Here is a 23,615-nt window from a genome sequence, read left to right as displayed (position 1 = left end):
CAGATATCGCCCCAATCTACCTTACAAATCCATCAGCAGACGGCGTGGGTCCTCGAGCGCTTCTTTCACGCGGACCAGGAAGGTCACCGCGCCTTTGCCGTCGACGATGCGGTGGTCGTAGGACAGGGCCAGGTACATCATCGGGCGGATTTTGATTTCTCCGTTAATGACCATCGGGCGGTCCTGGATTTTGTGCATCCCCAGAATACCAGACTGCGGCGGGTTCAGGATGGGGCTGGACATCAGTGATCCGTAGACACCGCCGTTTGAGATCGTGAAGGTGCCGCCCTGCATTTCGGCCATCGAAAGTTTACCATCGCGGGCGCGTTTGCCCTTTTCGGCGATGGCTTTTTCGATAGCGGCAAAGGACATGCTGTCAGCATCGCGGATCACCGGCACCACCAGACCTGTTGGCGTACCGGCGGCGATGCCCATATGGACGAAGTTTTTATAGACGATGTCGGTGCCATCGATTTCGGCGTTGACCTCGGGCACCTCTTTCAGGGCGTGGCAGCAGGCCTTGGTAAAGAACGACATGAACCCAAGCCGCACGCCGTGTTTCTTTTCAAACAGGTCTTTGTATTCGCTGCGCAACGCCATGACCTCGGTCATGTCGACCTCATTATAGGTTGTCAGCATCGCGGCGGTGTTCTGGCTGTCTTTCAGACGTTTCGCGATGGTCTGGCGCAGGCGGGTCATTTTCACACGCTCTTCCCGCGCGGCATCATCGGCGGGCACAGGTGCGCGGGGCGCTGCGGGGGCGCTGGGGGCCTCGGCCTTGGGGGCGGTCAGTGCTTTCAGAACGTCCTCTTTCATCACACGGCCATCGCGCCCGGTGCCGGTGACCTGATCGGCACTCATGTTGTTTTCTGCCATCAGTTTATTGGCCGAGGGCGCGTTTTCGATGTCTTTTCCGGTGCTGGGCGTTGTGGCCCCGGCGGGGGCAGGTGCTGCGGCGGGGGCGGCTTGCGCTGCGGCACCGCCGGATGACGACAGAACGGCCAGCTTGGCGCTGGCGTCAACGGTTGTGCCTTCGGGCGCCAGAATTTCGGTAAGGGTGCCGGCGGCGGGTGCGGGGACCTCGACACTGACTTTGTCGGTTTCCAGTTCGCACAGCATTTCGTCCTGGGCGACGGTATCACCGACGGCTTTGAACCAGGTCGATACGGTCGCTTCTGTCACGCTTTCGCCCAGTGTGGGGACCATGACATGAACCGATCCGCCGCTGGCGCCGTTTGCCGCTTCAGTCGGCGCTTCGTTTGGCTTTTCTGCTTCAGCCTTTGGCGCAGGTGCCGCCGCCCCGGCGCCTTCGCTGATGTTGGCCAACAGGGCATCAACGCCGACTGTGTCACCTTCGTTTGCAACGATTTCCGACAATGTTCCGGCGGAAGGCGATGGCACTTCGACCGTGACTTTATCTGTTTCCAGCTCACACAGCATTTCGTCCACGGCCACGCTGTCGCCCGGTTTTTTGAACCATGTCGCGACGGTGGCCTCGGTTACACTTTCACCCAAAGTCGGAACGCGCACTTCTATAGACATTTTGTGTTTATCCTTCGATCGTCAGCGCTTCATCCACCAGCGCTTGTTGTTGTGCTTTGTGTTGCGAGGCAAGGCCCGTCGCGGGTGAGGCTGCAGCGGCGCGACCCATGTAGACGGGTCGCGTGTGCTTGGCGCCAATGCGGCGCAGGACCCATTCGATGTTGGGTTCGATAAAGCCCCAGGCCCCCTGATTTTTGGGTTCTTCCTGACACCAGATCATTTCGGCGCCTTTGAACCGTTCCAGTTCCTTGACCACCGAATGCGCGGGGAACGGATAGAATTGTTCCACACGCAGCAGATAGATATCGTCGATCCCGCGGGCATCCCGTTCTTCCAGAAGGTCATAATAGACCTTGCCGGAACACAGCACGACACGGCGGATGTCCTTGTCGGCTTTAAGCTTGGTGTCAGAGTTTCCCTTTTCGGCGTCGTCCCACAGCACCCTGTGGAAGCTGGACCCGGTGGTGAAATCCTCGGCCTTGTTTATGGCCAGCTTATGGCGCAGCAGGGATTTGGGCGTCATCAGCACCAGTGGTTTGCGGAAGTCGCGGTGCAGCTGGCGGCGCAGGATGTGGAAGTAGTTAGCGGGAGTTGAACAGTTTGCGACGATCCAGTTGTCACCACCGCACATCTGCAGGAACCGTTCCAGCCGGGCCGAGGAGTGTTCGGGCCCCTGACCTTCGTAGCCATGGGGCAGCAGCATCACCAGGCCAGACATCCGCAACCATTTGCTTTCGCCTGAGCTGATGAACTGATCGAACATGATCTGCGCGCCGTTGGCAAAATCGCCGAACTGCGCTTCCCACATGACCAACGCGTTGGGTTCGGCCAGCGAATAGCCATATTCAAACCCCAGGACCGCATATTCCGACAGCATCGAATCGATGACTTCGTACCGCGCCTGACCCTGACGGATGTTGTTCAGCGGATAATAGCGTTCTTCGGTTTCCTGATTGATCAGGGCCGAGTGTCGCTGGCTGAAGGTGCCGCGCGTCGAATCCTGACCAGACAGGCGCACGGGGTAACCTTCTGTGACCAAAGACCCAAAGGCCAAAGCCTCGGCCGTGGCCCAATCAAAGCCGTCCCCGCTGTCGAACATCTTTTTCTTGGCGTCCAGGAGTCGACCCACGGTTTTATGCATCGGGAAACCGTCGGGCGCAGAGGTCAGCGCCTGACCAACCTCTTTCATCGTTTTCTTGCTGATCGCCGTTTTGCCGCGCTGGTAATCCTCGCTGTCGCGCTTGTCCAGGTGCGACCAGCGGCCGTCCAGCCAATCGGCTTTGTTGGGCTTATAGTCTTTTCCGGCCTCGAATTCTTCGTTCAGATGGGCCTGGAAGGCGGCTTTCATATCCTCGATCTCGCCTTCGGGGATCAGGCCATCTTTGACCAAGCGTTCGGTGTAAAGCTGCAACGTGGTCTTATGCTTTTTGATCCGCTTGTACATCACCGGGTTGGTGAACATCGGTTCATCACCCTCGTTATGGCCGAAGCGGCGATAGCAGAAGATGTCGATGACAACGTCTTTGTGGAACTTCTGGCGGAATTCGGTGGCGACCTTGGCTGCGTGCACGACGGCCTCGGGGTCATCGCCGTTGACATGGAAAATCGGTGCCTCGACCATCAGCGCGATATCCGTGGGATAGGGACTGGACCGGCTGAAGTGCGGGGCGGTGGTAAAGCCGATCTGGTTGTTGACAACGATATGCATCGTACCGCCGGTGCGGTGGCCGACCAGCCCCGACAGGCCAAAGCATTCGGCCACAACACCCTGGCCCGCGAAAGCCGCGTCGCCGTGCAGCAAAATGGGCAGAACCTGAGTGCGGGATTTGTCGTTCAGCTGTTCCTGTTTGGCACGGGCCTTGCCCAGAACAACGGGGTTCACCGCCTCAAGGTGGCTGGGGTTCGCGGTCAGGGAAAGGTGAACGGTGTTGCCGTCAAATTCCCGGTCCGAGGACGCGCCAAGGTGATATTTGACATCGCCCGAGCCATCGACATCTTCGGGCTTGAAGCTGCCGCCCTGAAATTCGTTGAAGATCGCGCGATAGGGTTTGGCCATCACATTGGCCAGCACCGACAAACGCCCGCGGTGGGGCATGCCGACGACGATGTCTTTCACGCCAAGACTGCCACCGCGTTTGATGATCTGTTCCATCGCTGGAACCAATGCTTCGCCCCCATCCAGGCCAAAACGTTTTGTGCCCATGTATTTGACATGCAGGAACTTTTCAAAGCCCTCGGCCTCGACCAGTTTGTTCAGGATCGCGCGACGACCTTCGCGAGTGAAGGTGATTTCCTTATCATACCCTTCGATCCGTTCTTTCAGCCAGGCGGCCTCTTCCGGGTTTGAGATATGCATGTATTGCAGTGCGAAAGTGCCGCAATAGGTGCGTTTTACGATGTCCAGAATTTCGCGCATCGAAGCGATCTGCAGGCCCAGCACGTTGTCGATAAAGATCGGACGATCCATATCGGCGTCGCTGAAGCCGTATGTTTTGGGGTCCAGTTCGGGGTGCGGGGTCTGGTCGCGCATGCCAAGCGGGTCCAGATCGGCCACAAGGTGCCCCCGGATCCGGTAGGCGCGGATCAGCATCAGGGCGCGGATACTGTCGAGAACCGCGCGTTTGATCTGATCGTCGCTGACCTCAACACCCTTTTCAGCGGCCTTGGCGGCGATCTTTTTGCCCGCCTCTTTCACCTCGGCCGGTGCGGCCCACTCGCCCGTCAGCGCGCCGGTCAGGTCATCGGCGGGTTGCGGCGGCCAGTCACCCCGCGCCCAGGATGGCCCCTGCGCTTCGGCCTTCACGTCCAGCTCGGCATCCCCCATTTGCCTGAAAAACGCCTGCCATGCCTCATCCACAGCGTTCGGATCGTTGGCGTATCGGGCGTAAAGCTGTTCCAGATACTCGGCATTATGCCCCTGCATAAAGCTAGAGGCATGAAAGACGTCGTTGGGGGTATGTTCGGTCATGGCGTTACCTCATGTGGGTTGGGACCGTATTTGTTGGGGCGGTTAACGCTTGGCAAACCGCACAATACCAAAAGCACAAAGATACACCCAAAGTAGGCCAATATTGCCCATAGGGCTTCGGGCATCATTCTGGTTCGTGATTGAAAACCATAGTCAGACTGATCAACAAAATAGACTAATGGCGGTGCTATTAATAACAGCAACGGTATGAATAACAAAATCTTAGGGGTTACTTTGGTGTCCGAGAGACGACGATAAATCGCCGCAAAAACCGGCAGCATGCAAACAACGAACAATAAAGAAAAAAACTGAAAAACTGTTAAGTAGCTGAGCATGAACTGTGGTTCAATCCAAGCTATCAATAGAATTCCCATAAGCCACAAAGTGACAAACCACCAGAATTCAGACCGCGTGGCACGGCCTGAGAACACGAAAGATTTTCGCAAACACGTGGTTATGGCTTCCTTTGGTCCCATCGCTACCCAATCGCTTTCAGCACAGCCTCACCAAGACCCGCAGGGCTGTCGGCGACGACGATACCGGCGGAGTTCATGGCTTCGATTTTGTCTTCAGCACCACCCTTGCCACCAGCGACAATTGCGCCTGCGTGGCCCATGCGGCGGCCGGGGGGGGCGGTGCGACCGGCGATGAAACCGGCGATGGGTTTGCTGCGGCCCTTCTTGCGTTCGTCGGCGATGAACTGGGCGGCCTCTTCCTCGGCCGATCCACCGATTTCGCCGATCATAATGATGCTTTCGGTTTCGTCATCGGCCAGGAACCATTCCAGCACGTCGATATGTTCCGTGCCCTTGATCGGGTCGCCGCCGATGCCCACGCAGGTCGACTGGCCCAGACCCACGTCGGTTGTCTGCTTCACGGCCTCATACGTCAGTGTGCCGGAACGGCTGACAACGCCCACCGACCCGCGCTTGTGGATATGGCCGGGCATGATGCCGATCTTGCAGGCGTCCGGCGTGATGACACCGGGGCAGTTCGGGCCGATCAGGATGCTGGTTGAACTTTCCAACGCGCGCTTGACCTTCATCATGTCCAGCACCGGGATACCTTCGGTGATGCAGCAGATCAGGGGGATTTCGGCATCAATCGCCTCAAGGATCGAATCTGCGGCAAAGGGGGGCGGTACGTAGATCACGCTGGCATTTGCGCCGGTCTTTTCAACCGCTTCGTGGCATGAGTTGAACACAGGCAGATCAAGGTGGGTCATCCCGCCCTTGCCGGGTGTCACCCCGCCAACCATCTTGGTGCCATAGGCAATGGCCTGTTCGGAATGAAACGTGCCCTGAGAGCCGGTGAAGCCCTGGCAGATCACCTTGGTGTTTTCATCTACAAGTACGGCCATTTTAATTTCCCTCGATCATGTGTGTTCTGTGGTGGTGCCGGTGGGTGTCATGCATCGCGGACTACCTGCGGCTTCTGATAACTGTGATGTTGGCCATGGGCAGCGACAGGCTTTCGCCGGTTTCGGCGCGCATGTCGATTTTGCCCTGGCCGACGACGATGGCGACATCCTGGAAGAAATAGCCGTTGCCGCCGTCATTCGGGGATTGCCCGACGCCGATCACCGCGGGCAAGCGACGTGTGTCACTGACCAGCCGGGGGGCCAGCACCTGGGCCACGATCTCATTCGCGTCCCGGACGGAAACGGCAGGCGATCCTACGGAACAGGCGCGCCCCTCGATACGGTTTGGGCGACCATCGTCGTTAAAGAAGGCTTCTTCTTTGGGCGACAGATTGGCGAAAACCAAAGAGTTCCCATCGTTATAGGTGAACCCGCCATTATCTGCGTTGCTGGTCGAAAAGCCCTGACCGTCCAGCACACGTTTTTGGCTGCGCGTGGTGCGTTCGTTGATGCAGGCCGCCTCAAGCAGAAACCGCATGCGTTGCTTGGCGATTTCATTCTGCGCCAGACTGACGCCCATGGGCGATGTCGAGCACGCCGTCAAAGAGGCGAGTAGCGTCAACGCGGTTACGATTTTTGTTGTTATTTTCATGTATGTCTCTGATCAGTGCGTCAGTCAGGCGCCTTTACCCCTTCACCGCTTTGACGATTTTCTCGGCCGCGTCGCTTAGGTCATCGGCGGCGATGACGTTCAGGTCGCTTTCGTTGATGATCTGTTTGCCTTTTTCGACATTCGTGCCTTCAAGACGCACGACCAGCGGGACCTGCAGGCCGACTTCGTTCACGGCGGCGATGACGCCTTCGGCGATGACATCGCAGCGCATGATGCCGCCGAAGATGTTGACCAGAATACCTTTGACGTTTTCGTCGGATGTGATGATCTTAAAGGCTTCGGTGACTTTTTCCTTCGTGGCGCCGCCGCCAACATCCAGAAAGTTCGCCGGTTCGGCGCCTTTCAACTTGATGATGTCCATGGTTGCCATAGCCAGGCCCGCGCCGTTGACCATGCAGCCGATTTCACCGTCCAGTGCGATATAGTTCAGGTCAAATTTCGACGCGGCGAGTTCCTTGGGGTCTTCTTCAGTCTCGTCTCGCAGGGCCATGATATCCTGCTGGCGATACAGTGCGTTGCCGTCGAAACTGATCTTGGCATCCAGGCATTTCAGGTCGCCCTTGTCCGTGACGATCAATGGGTTGATTTCTAGCATCTCCATGTCTTTTTCGACGAACATCTGATAGAGTGTGCCCATCAGTTTGACGCATTGTTTGACCTGCTGACCTTCCAGACCCAGCATGAAGGCAATGCGGCGGCCGTGAAATCCCTGATAGCCCGTGGCCGGATCAACGCTGAAGGACAGGATCTTTTCAGGTGTTTCGGCGGCGACTTCTTCGATGTCCATCCCGCCCTCGGTCGAGCAGACGAAGCTGATGCGGCTGGTCTGACGATCAACGAGTAGGGCCAGATACAGCTCGGTCTCAATGCCCGAGCCGTCTTCGATATAGATGCGGTTGACCTGCTTGCCGGCCGGGCCGGTCTGATGGGTCACAAGGGTGCGGCCCAGCATTTTCTTGGCTTCTTCGGCAGCTTCCTCAACCGATTTTGTCAGCCTGACGCCGCCCTTTTCACCGGCATCGGCTTCTTTAAAGCTGCCTTTGCCGCGGCCGCCTGCGTGAATCTGGGCTTTCACCACCCAAAGCGGGCCGTCCAGCTCGCCCGCCGCTGTTTTGGCCTCTTCCGCTTTCAGAACAGCGCGCCCGTCTGAAACAGGGGCCCCATAGCTGCGCAACAGTGCTTTTGCCTGATATTCATGGATATTCATCTGGGCTGTCCCTTTCGTCCGGTGTTCGCATAGCCTGCGTCTGATCGCGGCATGTTTCACCATGACTTAACGTCTCTGTTCGGCGTGATAAACGAATTTCGACCAAAATGCGACGAAAGACGTATTTTGTGATCACAGTATTTTTTAGCGTGATCACAAATTAGGTTGTATTGAGAATCAATTGATTAGCCGGTCCGTATCAGATCAGACAAACGGACTGTTGTAAGACAAAAAAGAAAGCGGGACCTGTTATGTCCCGCTTTCGAAATCCAGATCATTCAGATCGTAATCATCATGACAAGCTGTCGTCGATACCCTTACATGCCTCGACCAGGCCTTTGACGGCATCGACAGATTTGTCGAACATCACTTGCTCATCCTTGCTAAGCTTGATGTCGACAACCCGTTCGATACCACCTGCGCCTATGATCGTGGGCACGCCGACATACATACCGTTCAGACCAAACGCGTCGTCCACATAAGCCGCGCAAGGCAGCAGGCGTTTTTGGTCTTTCAGGTAAGCTTCGGCCATTTCGATCGCAGATGTGGCGGGGGCGTAATAGGCCGAACCTGTTTTCAGAAGGCCCACGATTTCGGCGCCGCCGTCGCGCGTGCGCTGAATGATGGCATCCAGTTTTTCTTGCGTTGTCCAGCCCATCTTCACCAGATCAGGCAAAGGAATACCTGCAACTGTTGAATAGCGCGCCAACGGAACCATGGTGTCTCCATGTCCGCCCAGGACAAAGGCCGTAACATCTTTCATGGATACATTGAATTCCAGCGACAGGAAGTGGCGAAAGCGGGCGCTGTCCAGAACGCCGGCCATGCCAACAACCTTTTCATGGGGCAGACCCGAAAACTCACGAAGCGCCCAGACCATTGCGTCCAGTGGGTTGGTGATACAGATAACAAACGCATTTGGCGCGTTATCGCGAATGCCTTCACCCACGGCTTTCATGACCTTAAGATTGATGCCCAACAGATCATCACGGCTCATCCCCGGTTTGCGGGGCACACCGGCGGTGACGATACAGACATCGGCGCCCGCGATATCGGCGTAGTCGGTCGTACCTTTCAGCGCGGCGTCAAAGCCTTCGGATGGGCCAGATTCAGCAATATCAAGGGCTTTGCCCTGTGGCGTGCCGTCTGCGATATCGAACAGAACAACGTCGCCCAGTTCTTTCAGTGCAATAAGATGGGCAAGCGTGCCACCGATCTGTCCTGCGCCAATAAGGGCGATCTTGGGTCTGGCCATGGTTTATCTCCGGTCAGTTGATGTTCGTCGCTGCCTAGACCCTGATGGCGCGACACGCAAGGCCGCACGGTCCGTCTTGCGTTAATCTGGTGATGGGTTTTCGATGCCAGATGGCGACTAAAGTATTTTCTGCAAAGAAAAATTTGCGTAAGGGTTGGGCCATGACGCTTGATGCAATGTTTTTCGCCTTTGCTGTCCCGGCGGTGCTTTTTGCGGCGATTTCGAAGGCAGGATTCGGCTCGGGCGCGGCTTTTGCGTCGGCCTCGATTCTTGCACTTATTTTAGAGCCAGCGCAGGCACTTGGCGTCATGCTGCCACTGCTTATGCTGATCGACGTCGCCAGCCTGCGACCCTATTGGCGAAAATGGGATTGGGCTGCGACGAAACTGCTGATCCTTGGGGCTGTTCCCGGTATTTTGGTGGCGATATGGCTCTATCAGGTGGCCAACGCAGATGTATTCCGGTTTCTGATCGGGGCGATTTCGCTGTTGTTTGTGGGCTATCAGGCGGCCGGGGCGTGGGGTCTGATGAAACCGCGTCAAACGCCGCTGGGTCCGGTTGCCGGTTTCATTTCAGGGATTGTCGCGGGTTTCACCAGTTTTGTCAGCCATGCGGGCGGACCAGCCGTAGCTATCTATATGCTGTCGCAAGGGGTCTCAAAAACCACGTATCAGGCGACAACTGTGATTGTTTTCTGGATCGTCAATATTCTAAAATTTGTTCCTTATGCGTTTTTGGGTATCTTCACGTGGAACACACTGTTGGCTGATCTGATTTTAGCGCCGGTGGCCCTGATCGGAACATGGTTGGGTGTGCGGGCGCATCATATGGTGCCAGAGCGTTTGTTCTTTGCCCTGACATACACGTTGCTTGTGGTGACGGGCAGCAAGTTGATCTGGGATTCGCTGGACCATCTTTGGCGGGCCTAGGTCCGCAAGACTTCACATGGGTCTGTGCGATAATAGACGTTTCCCTTTTCGCGCTTAACCACTAGCTTGCCTCTGACCAGCCAAAGGCCAGATGCAATGTCAGTGATATTATCAGTCGAAAACGTCACCAAGACCTATGATAGCGGATTTGAGGCGCTGAAAGGTGTCGATCTTCAGATCGATGAAGGCGAAATACTGGCTTTGCTTGGTCCGAATGGTGCGGGCAAGACAACCCTGATTTCCACCATTTGCGGGATTACAACGCCGTCATCCGGTCGCATTACCGTCGCGGGGCACGATATATTGTCAGATTACCGCCAGGCGCGTCGGATCATCGGACTGGTGCCCCAGGAATTGTCCCTTGAACCCTTTGAAAAGGTCATCAACACGGTGCGTTTGTCACGGGGCCTGTTCGGCAAGGGGCGGGATGAGGCTTATATTGAAAAGATTTTGCGGCAGTTATCGCTGTGGGACAAGCGCAATGCGAAGGTGATGGAGCTGTCGGGCGGCATGAAACGGCGCGTGCTGATCGCCAAGGCGCTTAGCCATGAACCCCGCGTTCTGTTCCTGGATGAACCAACCGCCGGCGTCGATGTCGAATTGCGCAAGGATATGTGGCAGGTCGTTGAAGAGCTGAAGTCAAATGGCGTGACGATCATTCTGACGACCCACTACATCGAAGAGGCCGAGGCGATTGCAGATCGTGTCGGCGTGATCAATCAGGGTCGCATTCTGCTGGTGGAACCCAAGGTTGATCTGATGCAGCGCATGGGTCGCAAACAGCTGACGATCGAGCTGCAAGATCCCGTGACCGACGTTCCTGACAGCCTGAAGGACTATGACTTGCGGGCGTCAGATGACGGAAATGCGCTGATCTATTGCTATGACAGTAACGGGCCGCGCACTGGCATCACCACACTGCTTGCAGATCTTCAGAAAGCGGGCCTGCACATGACAGACATTCAAACGCATCAAAGTTCGCTGGAAGAGATTTTTGTCGATCTGGTAAAGGAAACAGCATGAATTTTCAGGCCGTCAAAGCGATTTACCTATTTGAAATGGCGCGCTTTTTTCGCACGCTGGCACAAAGCTTTCTGTCGCCTGTTTTGTCGACCTCGCTATATTTTGTGGTATTCGGTGCCGCCATTGGCAGCCGGATCGATCAGGTCGAAGGTGTCAGCTATGGCGCATTCATCGTTCCGGGGCTGATCATGCTAAGCGTGATGACGCAGGCTACATCGAACGCCTCATTCGGGATATATTTTCCTAAATTCATCGGCACGATCTATGAACTGTTGTCAGCGCCCATCAGTTTTTTCGAAATCGTCATCGGCTATGTTGGCGCCGCCGCGACCAAGGCCCTTTTCGTAGGGCTGGTAATTCTGGGCACGGCTTACTTCTTCGTCGATCTTCAGATCGCTCACCCGCTGGCTATGTTTGCCTTTCTGATTCTGACCTGTCTATCGTTCAGTCTTTTGGGCTTTATCATTGGGATATGGGCGCAGAATTTTGAACAGCTGCAGTTGATCCCTCTGTTGGTTATCACACCGCTGGTATTCCTGGGGGGCAGTTTTTATTCGATCTCGATGCTTCCGCCGGTCTGGCAAACAATTACGTTGTTCAATCCGGTTGTCTATCTGATATCTGGCTTCCGTTGGTCATTCTTTGGCGCTGCAGATGTGGGTATTGGTGTCAGCCTGATCGCCATTGCGGCTTTCACGGCAATTTGTCTGGCGATCATCTGGTGGATTTTCAAGACAGGTTACCGCATTCGCAGTTGATCCCAAGGGCGATTGGGCACCATTCATCAAGTTGACTGCGCGCAACATAGCGTCCTGTTTTGAAACCCTGCCTTGTTCCTGGGGCAGTGACACTCTACATGGCCCTTCATGAAACGCTGGATACCCTTTATGAAATCCGACCCTGTGGTGTCGGTGGTGCGACTGAACGGTATGATTGCCTCGGGTCCGCGCGGTCTAAGTGACGATGGCATCGCCCCTGTGCTGGAAAAGGCTTTTTCCCGTGGCAAACCGAAAGCCGTTGCAATTGTCGTTAACTCACCCGGTGGGTCGCCCGTTCAAAGTTCGCTGATCGGTGCCCGGATACGGCGGCTGGCGCAGGAAAAGGAAATTCCCGTTTATGCGTTTGTCGAGGATGTCGCGGCCTCTGGTGGCTATTGGCTGGCCTCTGCCGCTGACGAAATCTGGTTGGATCAGGCGTCGGTCGTGGGATCGATCGGTGTCATATCGGCCGGTTTTGGTCTGCACGAACTGATCGAAAAGCATGGTATCCAGCGCCGGGTCTATACCGCTGGAAAATCAAAAAGCATGCTGGACCCCTTTCGCCCCGAAAAGACCGAAGATGTCGAGCGTTTGAAGCGTATTCTGGAACAGATCCATCAGGTCTTTATCGACCATGTCCAATCACGTCGGGCGAACAAACTGCCCGAGGATCAGGATATGTTTACAGGCGAAATCTGGGTTGGGGAAAAGGCTGTCGACGTGGGACTGGCAGAGGGCATTGGTCATCTGGTGCCTAAAATGAAAGAAGTTTTCGGCGATAAGGTCCGACTGGTCCCTTATGGCCCGCGTCGGTCGTTCCTGCAAAGGTTCGGCGCAAATGTCGTCGGTGACATGGTGCACGGTATCGAAGAACGGGCGCAGTTTGCCCGATTTGGTCTGTAGCGTGCTGATAAAGGCCGTTACTCTTTTTTTGGTCGTCATAATTATTCTGGCGATCTTTGGAAAGTTGCGTTTTCCGGGGCAGGACAGGCTTCGGTCTGCCAGATGCCCGTCTTGTGGCCGGTTTCGGATCGGAAAAGGGCCCTGTCCCTGCGGAAAAGGACGTAAATGATACTGCCATTCGTTTATACCGGACTTGGTCTGGTGATCCTTTTGCTGGCCGGCGACGCCTTGGTGAAAGGTGCAGTGAACCTGAGTTTGCGTCTTGGTATTCCGGCCCTGATTGTCAGTCTGACAATTGTTGCGTTTGGTACGTCCGCACCCGAACTGCTGATTGGTATCAAGGCTGTTTTAGACGATGCGCCCGGCATCGCGTTGGGCAATGTGGTGGGGTCAAATACGGCCAATGTGCTTTTGGTTCTGGGTATCCCCGCGATGATTTCGGTTCTGCACACCAGCACCTGCAACACGCGCAAAAGCTTTCTATACATGATTTTTGCGACCCTTCTTTTTATCGGCTTGGCTTTCTTGGGGCCCTTCACATGGTGGCACGGGTTGATCCTGTTGTTGGTTTTGTCGCTGATCCTGGGCGAGCAATTGATCGAGGCCCGCCGCCATCGGCGTCAATCCAAGGCCGAGGCTGCCGAGGCTGGCGAGGAAGAGGTCGAAGGCGCTGACCCGTCCATGCGCTGGTGGAAGATCATCATGTTTCTTCTGTTGGGTCTGATCGGGCTGCCCCTTGGTGCCGATCTGCTGGTCACAAATGCGGTGATCATCGCGACGTCCTTTGGTGTATCAGAAACCGTGATTGGCTTGACGTTGGTTGCGATCGGAACCTCGCTCCCTGAACTGGCAACAACCGTTATGGCGGCATTGCGACAGCAGGCGGCGGTGGCATTGGGCAATGTCATCGGGTCGAATATGTTCAATCTGCTTGCCATCATCGGCATTACCAGCCTTGTTGGCGCAATTCCCGTTGATGCGTCGTTTCTGCGTTTTGATTTGTGGGTGATGTTGGGGGCGTCACTTATCCTGATCCCGTTCGTCTTTTTCAGATTCGATATGGGGCGAAGAGTCGGTGCGCTGTTGACGGGCGCCTATGTCGTCTATCTTGTCGTTCTGTTGACCAATTAAGGCGAAGACTGATGAAAGCATTGGTAACGGGCGCGGGTAAACGGTTGGGCCGCGAAATGGCAGTCTATCTTGCTGGTCGCGGTTATGATGTGGCTGTCCATTATGCTGCGTCCCGATCCGATGCTGAAACGGCTGTTGAGCATATTAGATCGATGGGGCGCAAGGCGGTTGCCCTTGGGGCTGACTTGCTGGACGATGCACAAACCGAAAAGCTGGTGGAACAGGCTGTATCGCATCTGGGCGGGCCGTTGACGTGTCTGGTCAACAATGCCTCGATCTTTGAATACGACACGATTGAAACCGCGACTCGCGAAAGCTGGGATCGTCATATGCAATCCAACCTGCGCGCGCCTTTTATCCTGACGCAGGAGTTTCAACGGCAGGTGCCCGAGCCGGGCAAAGACGACATGGGCGAACCCGTTGCCGCGGGCCTGGTTGTGAACATGATTGATCAGCGTGTGCGCAAGCTGACCCCCGAATTCATGACCTATACCATTGCAAAGATGGGACTTTGGGCCTTTACCCAAACCGCGGCTCAGGCCCTGGCGCCCAGGGTGCGTGTCAACGCAATTGGTCCTGGGCCGACGTTACAAGGCGGTCGTCAATCCGCCGAACATTTCGCGCGCCAACGCGCCGCGACGGTGTTGAATCGGGGTGCCAATGTTTCTGATATAACGGCGGCTCTTGGCTATTTCGTTGACGCCCCTGCGGTCACGGGTCAATTGATCTGTGTTGATGGCGGTCAGCATCTGGCCTGGCAAACGCCAGATGTTCTAGGCGTAGAATAGAAAACGACCGAAGTTGTACACGCTGTAATAATATGGTCAAAAAAACGTTACAAAAAGTACAATGATATCAATGATTTGTTAACGAATAAAAAAATATCTTTTATTATCAGTGCCTTAAAATTAAGCCTAAAAATTAGGCAAATTACAGAAGCGCCCTTTAAACAAGGAAAAAATCCGTCTGTGGCAAAGTTATACGCCAAGTTATCCACAGAAATGGTGGACAGATTTTCTCTTGTAACCGGTTTAATAAGATTGCAGCCAGCGGTAGGAATCATATCTTGTCGCCCATGACCGATGCCAGCCAGATCACCAAAGGCCACGCCTGTATTCAGGAATATCTGAAGACACTTGATGCGTCGCCTGGCGTCTATCGGATGTTGGATGAACAGGCGCGTGTTCTTTATGTGGGCAAGGCCCGCAACCTAAGGGCGCGGGTTTCCAATTATGCCCGCCCATCGGGTCACAGCCCGCGCATCGCGCGCATGATCGGCGAAACCGCCAGCATGATGTTTCTGACGACCAAGACGGAAACCGAGGCGCTTTTGCTGGAACAGAACCTGATCAAGCAGTTGAAGCCACGCTATAACGTTCTGCTGCGCGATGACAAAAGTTTTCCGAATATTCTCGTCAGTGCCGAACATGGATTTCCGCAGATCAAAAAACACCGTGGGGCGAAAAAGGAAAAGGGATCTTACTATGGCCCTTTTGCCAGTGCAGGTGCTGTAAACAGGACGCTGAATCAATTGCAGAAGGTTTTTCTGCTGCGAAACTGCTCTGACTCGACTTTCGACAGTCGGACGCGGCCCTGTCTGCTGTATCAGATCAAGCGCTGCAGCGCGCCGTGTGTGGGTAAGATCAGCGAAGCGGACTATGCCGATGCGGTCCGTGATGCTGAACGCTTTCTGTCTGGCCGTACGACAAAAATTCAGGAACGGTTGGCTAAAGATATGGCCGCGGCATCAGACGCGATGGAATTCGAACGCGCAGCTGCCCTGCGTGATCGCATACGCGCGCTGACCCAAGTTCAAACAGCTCAGGGCATAAACCCTCGTGGTGTGGCCGAAGCCGACATCATCGCGCTGCATATGGAGGGCGGTCAGGCCTGTGTGCAGGTCTTTTTCATCCGGGCCAATCAGAATTGGGGCAACAAGGATTATTACCCGCGTGTCGGAACGGACGTTGATGTGCGCGAGGTGATGGAGGCTTTTGTTGGTCAGTTCTACGGGGACAAGGAACCACCGAAACTGATCCTGTTAAGTCATCCGGTCGAAAATGATGATCTGGTGACTGAAGCGTTGTCCCAAAAGGCGGCGCGCAAGGTGGAACTGGCAATACCCTTACGGGGCGAAAAGGCGGAATTGGTTGCAGGCGCTGCCCGAAATGCGCGTGAAAGCTTGGCGCGCAAGATGGCTGAAACCGCCACGCAGGGGAAACTACTGAAAGGTCTGGCAGAGGCTTTTGATCTGGACAGCGCACCGCAGCGGATCGAGGTTTACGATAACTCGCACATTCAGGGCACAAATGCCGTTGGTGCGATGATTGTCGCGGGCCCGGACGGTTTCGTGAAAAGCCAGTATCGCAAGTTCAATATCAAGGGCGATGATCTGACGCCCGGTGATGACTTCGGCATGATGAAAGAGGTTCTGACCCGCCGTTTCAAAAGACTGCTGAAGGAAGACCCGGATCGCGAACAGGATATGTGGCCGGATTTGCTGTTGATTGATGGCGGGGCAGGGCAGGTCAGTGCAGTGCGCGAGATTATGTTGGACATGGGGGTTGAGGATATTCCGATGGTCGGTGTGGCCAAGGGCGTTGACCGCGATGCGGGCAAGGAAGAGTTCCACAGAACCGGACAGCGACCTTTCGCGTTAAGACACAATGACCCTGTTCTCTATTTCGTTCAACGCCTGCGGGATGAAGCACACCGTTTTGCCATTGGAACACACCGCGCCAAACGCGCCAAGAGCATCGGCGCGACCCCGCTGGATGACGTGCCCGGCGTTGGGGCCACACGCAAACGTGCCTTGTTGGCGCATTTTGGATCGGCCAAGGCTGTATCCCGCGCAAATCTTGCAGATCTGAAGGCCGTCGATGGAATTTCCGATACTTTGGCAGAAACGATTTATGACTTCTTCCATGAACGCGGCTGACAGGCTAAGACACGCCTGATGAAATGGACCATACCCAATACCTTGACAGCGTTACGTCTGTTGGCCGCCCCGGGCGTTGCCATCATGTTTTTGTATTTCAACCGGCCTTGGGCAGACTGGTTTGCGCTGATTTTGTTTGTCAGCGCGGCTGTCACGGATTGGTTTGACGGCTATCTGGCAAGGCTTTGGAAGCAGGAAAGCAAATTCGGCGCGATGCTGGATCCAATTGCCGACAAGGCCATGGTGATCATCGCGCTTCTTGTGGTGACAGGCTTTTCCGGGATGGACCCGTGGATTTTGCTGCCAGCGACAGTGATTCTTTTTCGCGAGATCTTTATCGCCGGTTTGCGAGAGTTTTTGGGTGATAACGCAGGCACGCTGAAAGCAACCAAAATAGCGAAGTATAAGACAACTGCGCAGATGATCGCCTTGGCTGTCCTTTTTGCCCGCGGGATATTCGAACATCATCTCGAAATACGCATTCAGGGGATGAATGATGAAATGATCGCTGCGATTTTCGAAGGGCTTGTGCCGGATGAAGTCGGCCTTTTATGGCTGTATGACGGAATTCAGTACAGTTGGTACAGTGGGGTCGCGTTGTTGTGGCTGGCCGCGGCATTGACGCTGATTTCGGGATTGGACTACTTTCAAAAATCCTTGCCCTACCTGAAGGACGAAGCATGATTGATGTGATGTATTTCGCATGGGTGCGCGAACGGATCGGATTGCCGAGAGAGCAGATTGAGACTTCTGCCGGGACCGTTGCGGAACTCGTTGAAGAGTTGAAGGCGCGAGAAGACCGTTATGCAGCGGCCTTTGCCGACACTACAGCGCTGCGGGTTGCACTTGATCAGGAGCTTTCCGATTTCAGCGCACCGCTAGATGGCGTACGCGAGGTCGCGTTTTTTCCACCGATGACCGGCGGCTAGGTATGACGGTTCGCGTGCAGGAAGCCCCGTTTGATCTGGGGGCTGAGGTGTCACAGTTCACTAATACCAGTCATGATGTTGGGGCCGTGGTGACGTTTACCGGTATTGTCCGCGATCTGACGACCCGTGATTTGGCGGTGATGGAGATTGAACATTATCCGGGCATGACGGAAAAGGCGCTGCAAAAGATCGTCGATCAGGCGAACGAACGCTGGTCCTTGGCCGATGTTCTGGTGATCCACAGATACGGCAAGATGGCCCCCGGTGATCAGATCATGATGGTGGCCACGGCGTCGGCCCATAGGCAGGATGCGTTCGAGGCGGCGCAGTTTTTGATGGACTATTTGAAATCCCGTGCGCCGTTCTGGAAAAAAGAAATCACTCAGGATGGCGAAACATGGGTCGAAAGCAAAGCGCAGGATGAAGACGCGCTAAGCCGCTGGTGATCAGTTCTGTGGTGTCTTGCGCATGGCTGAGCGAAACTCGGCCAAACGAAAAGCGCCGATGATCTGACCGATCCCAAAATAGCTGACGATCCCGACAGCAACCAATCCAGCCAACGCCAGATAGCGCAGACCGCCGGTTTGCAACGCATCGGCCAAGACCCAGGCCATGCCCCACAGGATCAATCCCATCAAGACACTGGCAGCGACGATTTTCGGAAGGCGCGATTTGAATCGTTGGTCTAATTGCGCGGCTGGTCCCATTTGCCGCGCACCTCGCCAAAGCAGAAACACCATCGCCCATGCTGCCAGCGAAGTACCAATGGCGGCGGCAATAAAGCCGACTATGGGCGCCAATCCGATTGCCAAGACCGCATTTACGATCAGAGACCCCAAGGCATAATAGAAGGGGCGCTTGGTGTCCTCTCGCGCGAAGAATAGGGGTTGCAGAACCTTCTGCATAACAAATGCGGGCAACCCGACACCATAGACAGCAACGGCCAGGGCGGCTGCGGCGGCATCCTCGGGTCCGAAAGCACCACGTTGAAATAGCACACTGATCAGCGGCAAGGGAATTGCGATCAGGGCGACGGCAGCCGGTATCGTGAGCGCAAGCGACACTTCGGCGGCCCGGTTATAGGCGTTCTGGCCCCCTTCTGTATCGTTGGCCCGCAATCTGCGCGACAGATCGGGCAGCAGCACGACACCGATTGCAATGCCGACAACACCCAGTGGCAGTTGATAAAGCCGGTCCGCATAGTTCAGCCAGGCAATGGCCCCATCAAAGAAGCTGGCAACCTGCCTGCCGATCAAAAGATTCAACTGCACAACCCCACCTGCCAGCGCGGCCGGTGCTGCGATGATCGCAAGACGTTTCAGCTCGGGCGTCAGTCGCGGGCGTTTTAGGGTCAGTTTGAACCCGGCACGCTTTGCCGCAACCCAGACCAGCGCCATCTGTGCGATCCCGGCCAGTGGTACTGTCCAGGCCAGTGCATCGCCGATTGCGATGTCCATGGCCCCCGCAAAGACCATGGCCGAGATGAACAGGATATTCAGCAGAACTGGCGCAGCAGCTGCGGCCGCAAACCGCCCGGTGGCATTCAAAACGCCTGACAGCAAAGCGGCGAGTGAAATGAACAGGATATAGGGAAAAGCGATGCGGCCATAAAACACGGCCAGATCGAACCGTTCATCGCCCTGAAAGCCAGACGCCATCGCCAGCACCAGATAAGGCATAGTCAGAAGCGCAATGACGGTAAAGACAATCAGAACAGTTGCCAGCCCTGTAAACGCATCCCGTGCGAAACCTTCGGGATCATCGCCGCCTTCCAGTTTCTTCGAAAACATCGGGACGAAGGCCATGTTAAAGGCCCCTTCGGCGAAGAAACGACGAAACATATTAGGTAGTGAAAACGCGATCAGAAAGGCCTCGGCCACCGGCCCCGATCCCAGGTAGGCCGCGATCATGATATCGCGGATAAATCCCAGAATTCTGGACAGCAGGGTCCAGACACCAACCGTCAGAAATCCTGACATCAATCGGATTGGCTTCACGTGGCGGCCCTTTCGGCGCCTTCAAGGATCGCGGCGCGCAGCCGTTTTTCCAGCGCTTTCTGGCGCGCATCTGAGTGGAACTTCAGACCGAACATATCCTTGACATAAAACGTATCGACGACCTGTTCGCCATAGGTCGCGATCACAGCGCTTGCGATATAGACATTGGACGCGGCCAGGGTGCGTGACAGGTCGAACAAAAGGCCTGGGCGATCCCGCGTGTCGACCTCGATAATCGTGTAAATCTCGGACCCTTCATTATCGAAGGTGATCGATGTGGGCACGCGGAAAGCCCGCTCGCGCTTTTTCAGTTTATCTTTGGATTTCAAGGCATCTGCTGCAACGACATCGCCGCTTAGTGTCTTGTGGATCATCTTTGTCAGACGGGGCAGGCGGTCAAGTTCGTAAGGTGATCCGTTTGCATCCTGAATCCAGAACACAGCGGTCGCGTAACCGTCCTTGGTCGTGTAGGTCCGCGCATCGACGATATTTGCACCTACCAGGGCCAGTGCACCGGTCAACCGGCTGAAGATACCGGGGTGGTCGGACACCGCAAAGCAGGCCCGTGTTGCATCGCGATCTTCATCAGCGTTCAGGTCGATGCGGATTTCGTCATTGGCCAGTCCGTGCAGCAGACCGGCAAATACGACATGGGCACTTGTCGGCATACCTTGCCAATAAGGGCCGTAGTGACGCGATAGCTCGGCGCGAATGTCTTTGCCGCTCCAGTCTTGTAGGGCATCACGCAGGGCTGCTTTTGCCTCGGTTTCGCGTGTTTCACGGTTGACGTCTTCCAGACCGGTTTGCAGCGCCGCCGAGGTTTCACGATAAAGACCGCGCAGCAGCACAGCTTTCCAGTTGTTCCAGGTGCCCGGACCCACTCCGCGAATGTCACAAACTGTCAGTACAGTCAGCAGGTCCAGTCGCTTTATGGTCCGCACAGCCTTGGCAAAATCTCGAACCGTGGGTGGATCAGACAAATCACGCTTTTGCGCCATGTCAGACATCAGCAGATGATAGCGCACCAGCCATTCGACCGTTTCGCATTCTTCGCGGTTTAATCCAAGCCTGGGACAGACCTTGCGCGCGATTTTGGCACCAAGTATCGAGTGATCTTCGTCTTGGCCTTTACCAATATCGTGCAGAAGCAGGGCGATATAAAGAACACGCCGGTTTACGCCAGCCTTCAGGATGCCTGAGGCGATTGGCAGTTCTTCGACCAGTTCTTCCCGCTCAATCTGCGCCAGCGTGCTTATGCATTGGATCGTGTGTTCATCGACGGTGTAGTGGTGATACATATTGAATTGCATCATCGCCACGATCGGTTGGAATTCTGGAATAAAGGCTGCCAGCATCCCCAATTCGTTCATCCGCCGCAGTGATCGCTGCGGATTACCATGCTTTAGCAGCAGATCAATGAAAATGCGATTGGCTTCCTTGCTTTGCCGCATGTCGTCGTCCACAAGATGCAGGTTGGCCGCCAGCAAACGCATCGCATCTGGATGCAGCAGATAGCCCGTGCGCAGAGCTTCCTCAAATATCCGCAAAAGGTTCAGGTTGTCGGACAGGAACGCGTCTTCGTCTGCAACGCTTAGCCGGTTCTGCTTGACCTCATATTCGGGTTTGACCTTGCGCTTACGGCGGAAAAAACGTGTCAGCATCGGTTCTGACTTGACGTGATTTGCCTCAAGCGAGGTCAGGAAGATGCGGGTCAATTCCCCCACGCGGGTTGCATGCAAGAAGTAATCCTGCATGAAGTGCTCCACCGCACGTCGTCCGGCCTTGTCGACATATCCCATGCGATCGGCGACCTCGACCTGTAAATCAAACGTCAGTTGATCCATAGCGCGCCGGGTGATCAGATGCAGATGACAGCGGACGGCCCACAGAAAGTCTTCCGCCTTTACAAAGGTTTCGTATTCGTCCGGCGTGAACATGCCCAGATGAAACAGGTCCTGAGCCTTGTCGACGCCATGCAGATATTTTGCAATCCAGTATAGCGATTGCAGATCGCGCAGGCCGCCCTTGCCCTCTTTGACATTCGGTTCCACGACATAGCGCTGGCCGCCCTGTTTTTTGTGGCGGTCTGTGCGTTCCTCAAGCTTGGCTTCGATAAATTCTTTCGAGGTGCTTTTAAATAGATCGGTCCAAAGCCGCTCTTTCAATTCATCCGCCAGAGGTTCATGGCCGCCCAAAAAGCGCTGTTCGACCAGTGACGTGCGGATCGTATAATCATCGCGGGCCAGGCGGATGCAGTCTTTGACGGTTCGACTGGCATGCCCGACCTTTAGCCGCAGATCCCACAGCATATAAAGCATGCTTTCAATCACGCTTTCCGCCCAGGCGGTTACTTTGTAAGGTGTCAGAAACAACAGATCGACGTCAGAAAAGGGCGCCATTTCGTTGCGGCCATAGCCCCCGACAGCCAGAACGGCCATGCGTTCGCTTTCTGTGGGTGTCGGTAGCGGATGCAGATAGGTTTCCGCGATATAATGAACCGTGTTTACGATCCCATCTGTCAGATAGGCATAGGCCCTGACCGTGGCGCGGGCGTTGAACGGATCTGCCTGAAAAGCAGCTGCAATCTTTTCAAGGCTGGCTTTGCGGACTTTTGAAAGATGATGAACGGTTGCTGCGCGGATGTCCTTGGCGCTTTCGCACGTCGAAACAGTCTGATCCAAGACAGACAGGATCGCCGTTTGATCGAAAATCTCAGACGCCGACAGGATCAATGGGGTCGGCGTCTGATTATTTGCGGGCTCCGGCCTAGAAGCCGGCGCCGCTGAAGCTTTTTGGAGCAGGGTCAACGATAACTACCTGGTTGTTTTGGACCTGTGCAACGGCCAGTCCACGTTCATTCGTTCCATCCGCCCGCAAACGGAAGATACCCTGCGTGCCTGCAAAGCCAGCACTGCGTGTCAACTGCCGGGTTGTGATCGCGTCTGCTTCGCCAGTGCTGACCAGTGCGCCGATTGCGGCGATACCATCATAAGCCAGACCGGCCAGCGGGTGCGGGCTTGATCCATAGGCCGCACGATACCGGGCCTGGAAGCGCTGTTCCAAGGACTGATCGGGCAATGTGAAATATCCACCCTGCAGGCCCGGTAAGGACAGTGTCTGGGGTGGTGAATTCCATCGTGTCAGTCCCAGAAATCTGACCTCATCCGCGCGCAGACCCGCTTCGGGCAGTGACGTTGCGATAAACGGCAGGTCTGCTGCAGTGCCTGCCGTCAGGAAAACAGTGTCACTGCTGCCAAGCTGAGCATTCTGGGCAATGCGGCGCGATGCCTCGAAAATGCCCTGCTGTGAAAACGGATAGCTTTCAACCCCCGAAATTTGAACGCCGTGACGTTCAGCCGCGCGTATGATCGCGTCGCGTCCGACCTCACCTGCCACATCCTGGGCGTGGACCACCAGCATCCTGGCAGTTCCTTGCCGCTTTGAATAGCTGACTAGCCGGTTCGCTGTGTTTTCAAACGTCGCGCCCAGCACAAATACATTCCCGCCGGCGATTGACGTATTATTGGAAAATGCCAGGACATTGACGTTTCTGTTGGCAACCGAAACGCCAGCCGCATTTGCCGCAGCAGCATAAAGGGGTCCAATGATGATCTTTGCACCGTCATTCACCGCCTGCATCGCGACGCTAGAAGCCTGGGTCGGATTTGCGGCTGTATTGTAGACGCGCAAATCAATTTCGACACCATTCAGATCGGCAATCGCCAGACGCGCTGCATTTTCCAGATTTTGGGCCAGAACCTCATCTGTTGAGCTGCCGGATCCGCGCGGCACAAGCAGGGCCACGGGCACAGCGCGATTGGGATTGATATTCTGCCCACCCGTTCCACCGATCATCAGACCGTCACAACCGGCAAGCCATATGACCGATAAAACGGCGACACAGCGTGCAGCCAGCTGCTGAATTGACATTGAAAACAAAAACATAATGACGAATAACCCCCTGATCCTTATTTCGCACGATACCTCGTGTTTGTCATCTGC

20 protein-coding genes are annotated in these 23,615 nt (G+C 55.4%); 10 read left to right on the top strand and 10 right to left on the bottom strand.

Going from position 1 to position 23,615, the window contains the following annotated elements; genetic code table 11:
- Positions 1-21: 21 nt before the first annotated feature.
- From odhB to mdh, 7 genes are all read right to left on the bottom strand, one after another.
- On the bottom strand, positions 22-1,542 hold the full coding sequence (gene odhB / locus H7848_RS03630; RefSeq protein ID WP_208348051.1) for a 2-oxoglutarate dehydrogenase complex dihydrolipoyllysine-residue succinyltransferase: 1,521 nt from the start codon (positions 1,540-1,542) through the stop codon (positions 22-24).
- Positions 1,543-1,549: 7 nt separating this feature from the next.
- Positions 1,550-4,510 carry a 2-oxoglutarate dehydrogenase E1 component gene (locus H7848_RS03625; protein WP_208348049.1) on the bottom strand — a complete coding sequence of 987 codons (2,961 nt, stop codon included), beginning with the start codon at positions 4,508-4,510 and terminating at the stop codon, positions 1,550-1,552.
- Positions 4,507-4,986, bottom strand: coding sequence for a DUF805 domain-containing protein (locus tag H7848_RS20290; RefSeq protein ID WP_208348048.1), 480 nt, complete (start codon positions 4,984-4,986; stop codon positions 4,507-4,509). The genes H7848_RS03625 and H7848_RS20290 overlap by 4 nt, the downstream gene beginning before the upstream one ends.
- 2 nt (positions 4,987-4,988) lie before the next feature.
- Complete coding sequence (gene sucD, locus H7848_RS03615) at positions 4,989-5,870, bottom strand: succinate--CoA ligase subunit alpha (RefSeq protein WP_208348046.1); 882 nt, start codon at positions 5,868-5,870, stop codon at positions 4,989-4,991.
- Between the two features lie 61 nt (positions 5,871-5,931).
- Positions 5,932-6,522 (bottom strand): hypothetical protein, encoded by a 591-nt coding sequence (locus tag H7848_RS03610; RefSeq protein ID WP_208348044.1) that lies wholly within the window; start codon positions 6,520-6,522, stop codon positions 5,932-5,934.
- Between the two features lie 34 nt (positions 6,523-6,556).
- Complete coding sequence (gene sucC / locus H7848_RS03605; RefSeq protein WP_208348043.1) at positions 6,557-7,750, bottom strand: ADP-forming succinate--CoA ligase subunit beta; 1,194 nt, start codon at positions 7,748-7,750, stop codon at positions 6,557-6,559.
- A 292-nt stretch (positions 7,751-8,042) separates the two neighbouring features.
- Positions 8,043-9,005: a malate dehydrogenase gene (mdh, locus tag H7848_RS03600; protein WP_208348042.1), complete on the bottom strand. Its 963-nt coding sequence runs from the start codon at positions 9,003-9,005 to the stop codon at positions 8,043-8,045.
- A 161-nt stretch (positions 9,006-9,166) separates the two neighbouring features.
- Here mdh and H7848_RS03595 point away from each other — a divergent pair, with 161 nt between their 5' ends.
- The 10 genes from H7848_RS03595 (at position 9,167) to moaE (ending at position 18,062) form a co-directional block, all read left to right on the top strand.
- Positions 9,167-9,934: a sulfite exporter TauE/SafE family protein gene (locus tag H7848_RS03595; RefSeq protein WP_208348041.1), complete on the top strand. Its 768-nt coding sequence runs from the start codon at positions 9,167-9,169 to the stop codon at positions 9,932-9,934.
- Between the two features lie 96 nt (positions 9,935-10,030).
- The gene (locus tag H7848_RS03590; RefSeq protein WP_208348039.1) at positions 10,031-10,957 is read left to right on the top strand and encodes an ABC transporter ATP-binding protein; all 927 of its coding nucleotides are present in this window, start codon (positions 10,031-10,033) and stop codon (positions 10,955-10,957) included.
- Entirely contained in the window at positions 10,954-11,715 is a 762-nt protein-coding gene (locus H7848_RS03585) for an ABC transporter permease (RefSeq protein WP_208348038.1), read from the top strand. The genes H7848_RS03590 and H7848_RS03585 overlap by 4 nt, the downstream gene beginning before the upstream one ends.
- A 108-nt stretch (positions 11,716-11,823) precedes the next feature.
- Positions 11,824-12,618, top strand: a complete 795-nt coding sequence (locus H7848_RS03580; RefSeq protein WP_208348037.1) for a S49 family peptidase — start codon at positions 11,824-11,826, stop codon at positions 12,616-12,618.
- A 165-nt stretch (positions 12,619-12,783) separates the two neighbouring features.
- A complete protein-coding gene (locus H7848_RS03575) occupies positions 12,784-13,749 on the top strand; it encodes a calcium/sodium antiporter (protein WP_237072561.1) in 966 nt (321 codons plus the stop codon).
- A gap of 11 nt (positions 13,750-13,760) precedes the next feature.
- Positions 13,761-14,537 (top strand): SDR family oxidoreductase, encoded by a 777-nt coding sequence (locus H7848_RS03570; protein ID WP_208348036.1) that lies wholly within the window; start codon positions 13,761-13,763, stop codon positions 14,535-14,537.
- A 287-nt stretch (positions 14,538-14,824) separates the two neighbouring features.
- Complete coding sequence (gene uvrC / locus H7848_RS03565; protein ID WP_208348260.1) at positions 14,825-16,687, top strand: excinuclease ABC subunit UvrC; 1,863 nt, start codon at positions 14,825-14,827, stop codon at positions 16,685-16,687.
- An 18-nt stretch (positions 16,688-16,705) separates the two neighbouring features.
- Positions 16,706-17,371 (top strand): CDP-diacylglycerol--glycerol-3-phosphate 3-phosphatidyltransferase, encoded by a 666-nt coding sequence (pgsA, locus tag H7848_RS03560; RefSeq protein ID WP_208348035.1) that lies wholly within the window; start codon positions 16,706-16,708, stop codon positions 17,369-17,371.
- Positions 17,368-17,616, top strand: a complete 249-nt coding sequence (gene moaD / locus H7848_RS03555; protein WP_208348034.1) for a molybdopterin converting factor subunit 1 — start codon at positions 17,368-17,370, stop codon at positions 17,614-17,616. The genes pgsA and moaD overlap by 4 nt, the downstream gene beginning before the upstream one ends.
- Positions 17,617-17,618: 2 nt before the next feature.
- Positions 17,619-18,062, top strand: coding sequence for a molybdopterin synthase catalytic subunit MoaE (moaE, locus tag H7848_RS03550; protein WP_208348032.1), 444 nt, complete (start codon positions 17,619-17,621; stop codon positions 18,060-18,062).
- Here the strand turns inward: moaE and murJ are convergent, their stop codons facing one another.
- From murJ to H7848_RS03535, 3 genes are read right to left on the bottom strand one after another with little or no spacing between them, the layout of a single operon-like run.
- Positions 18,063-19,613: a murein biosynthesis integral membrane protein MurJ gene (gene murJ, locus H7848_RS03545; RefSeq protein ID WP_208348029.1), complete on the bottom strand. Its 1,551-nt coding sequence runs from the start codon at positions 19,611-19,613 to the stop codon at positions 18,063-18,065.
- The gene (locus H7848_RS03540) at positions 19,610-22,420 is read right to left on the bottom strand and encodes a [protein-PII] uridylyltransferase (RefSeq protein ID WP_208348026.1); all 2,811 of its coding nucleotides are present in this window, start codon (positions 22,418-22,420) and stop codon (positions 19,610-19,612) included. The genes murJ and H7848_RS03540 overlap by 4 nt, the downstream gene beginning before the upstream one ends.
- Positions 22,380-23,558 (bottom strand): penicillin-binding protein activator, encoded by a 1,179-nt coding sequence (locus H7848_RS03535; RefSeq protein ID WP_208348023.1) that lies wholly within the window; start codon positions 23,556-23,558, stop codon positions 22,380-22,382. The genes H7848_RS03540 and H7848_RS03535 overlap by 41 nt, the downstream gene beginning before the upstream one ends.
- Positions 23,559-23,615 lie beyond the last annotated feature (57 nt).

Source organism: Pseudaestuariivita rosea (assembly GCF_017592335.1).
Classification (GTDB): Bacteria; Pseudomonadota; Alphaproteobacteria; order Rhodobacterales; family Rhodobacteraceae; genus Parasulfitobacter; species Parasulfitobacter rosea.
The sequence above is the reverse complement of the archived record's forward strand: the minus strand, read 5'-3'. Positions and strand labels throughout refer to the sequence as shown.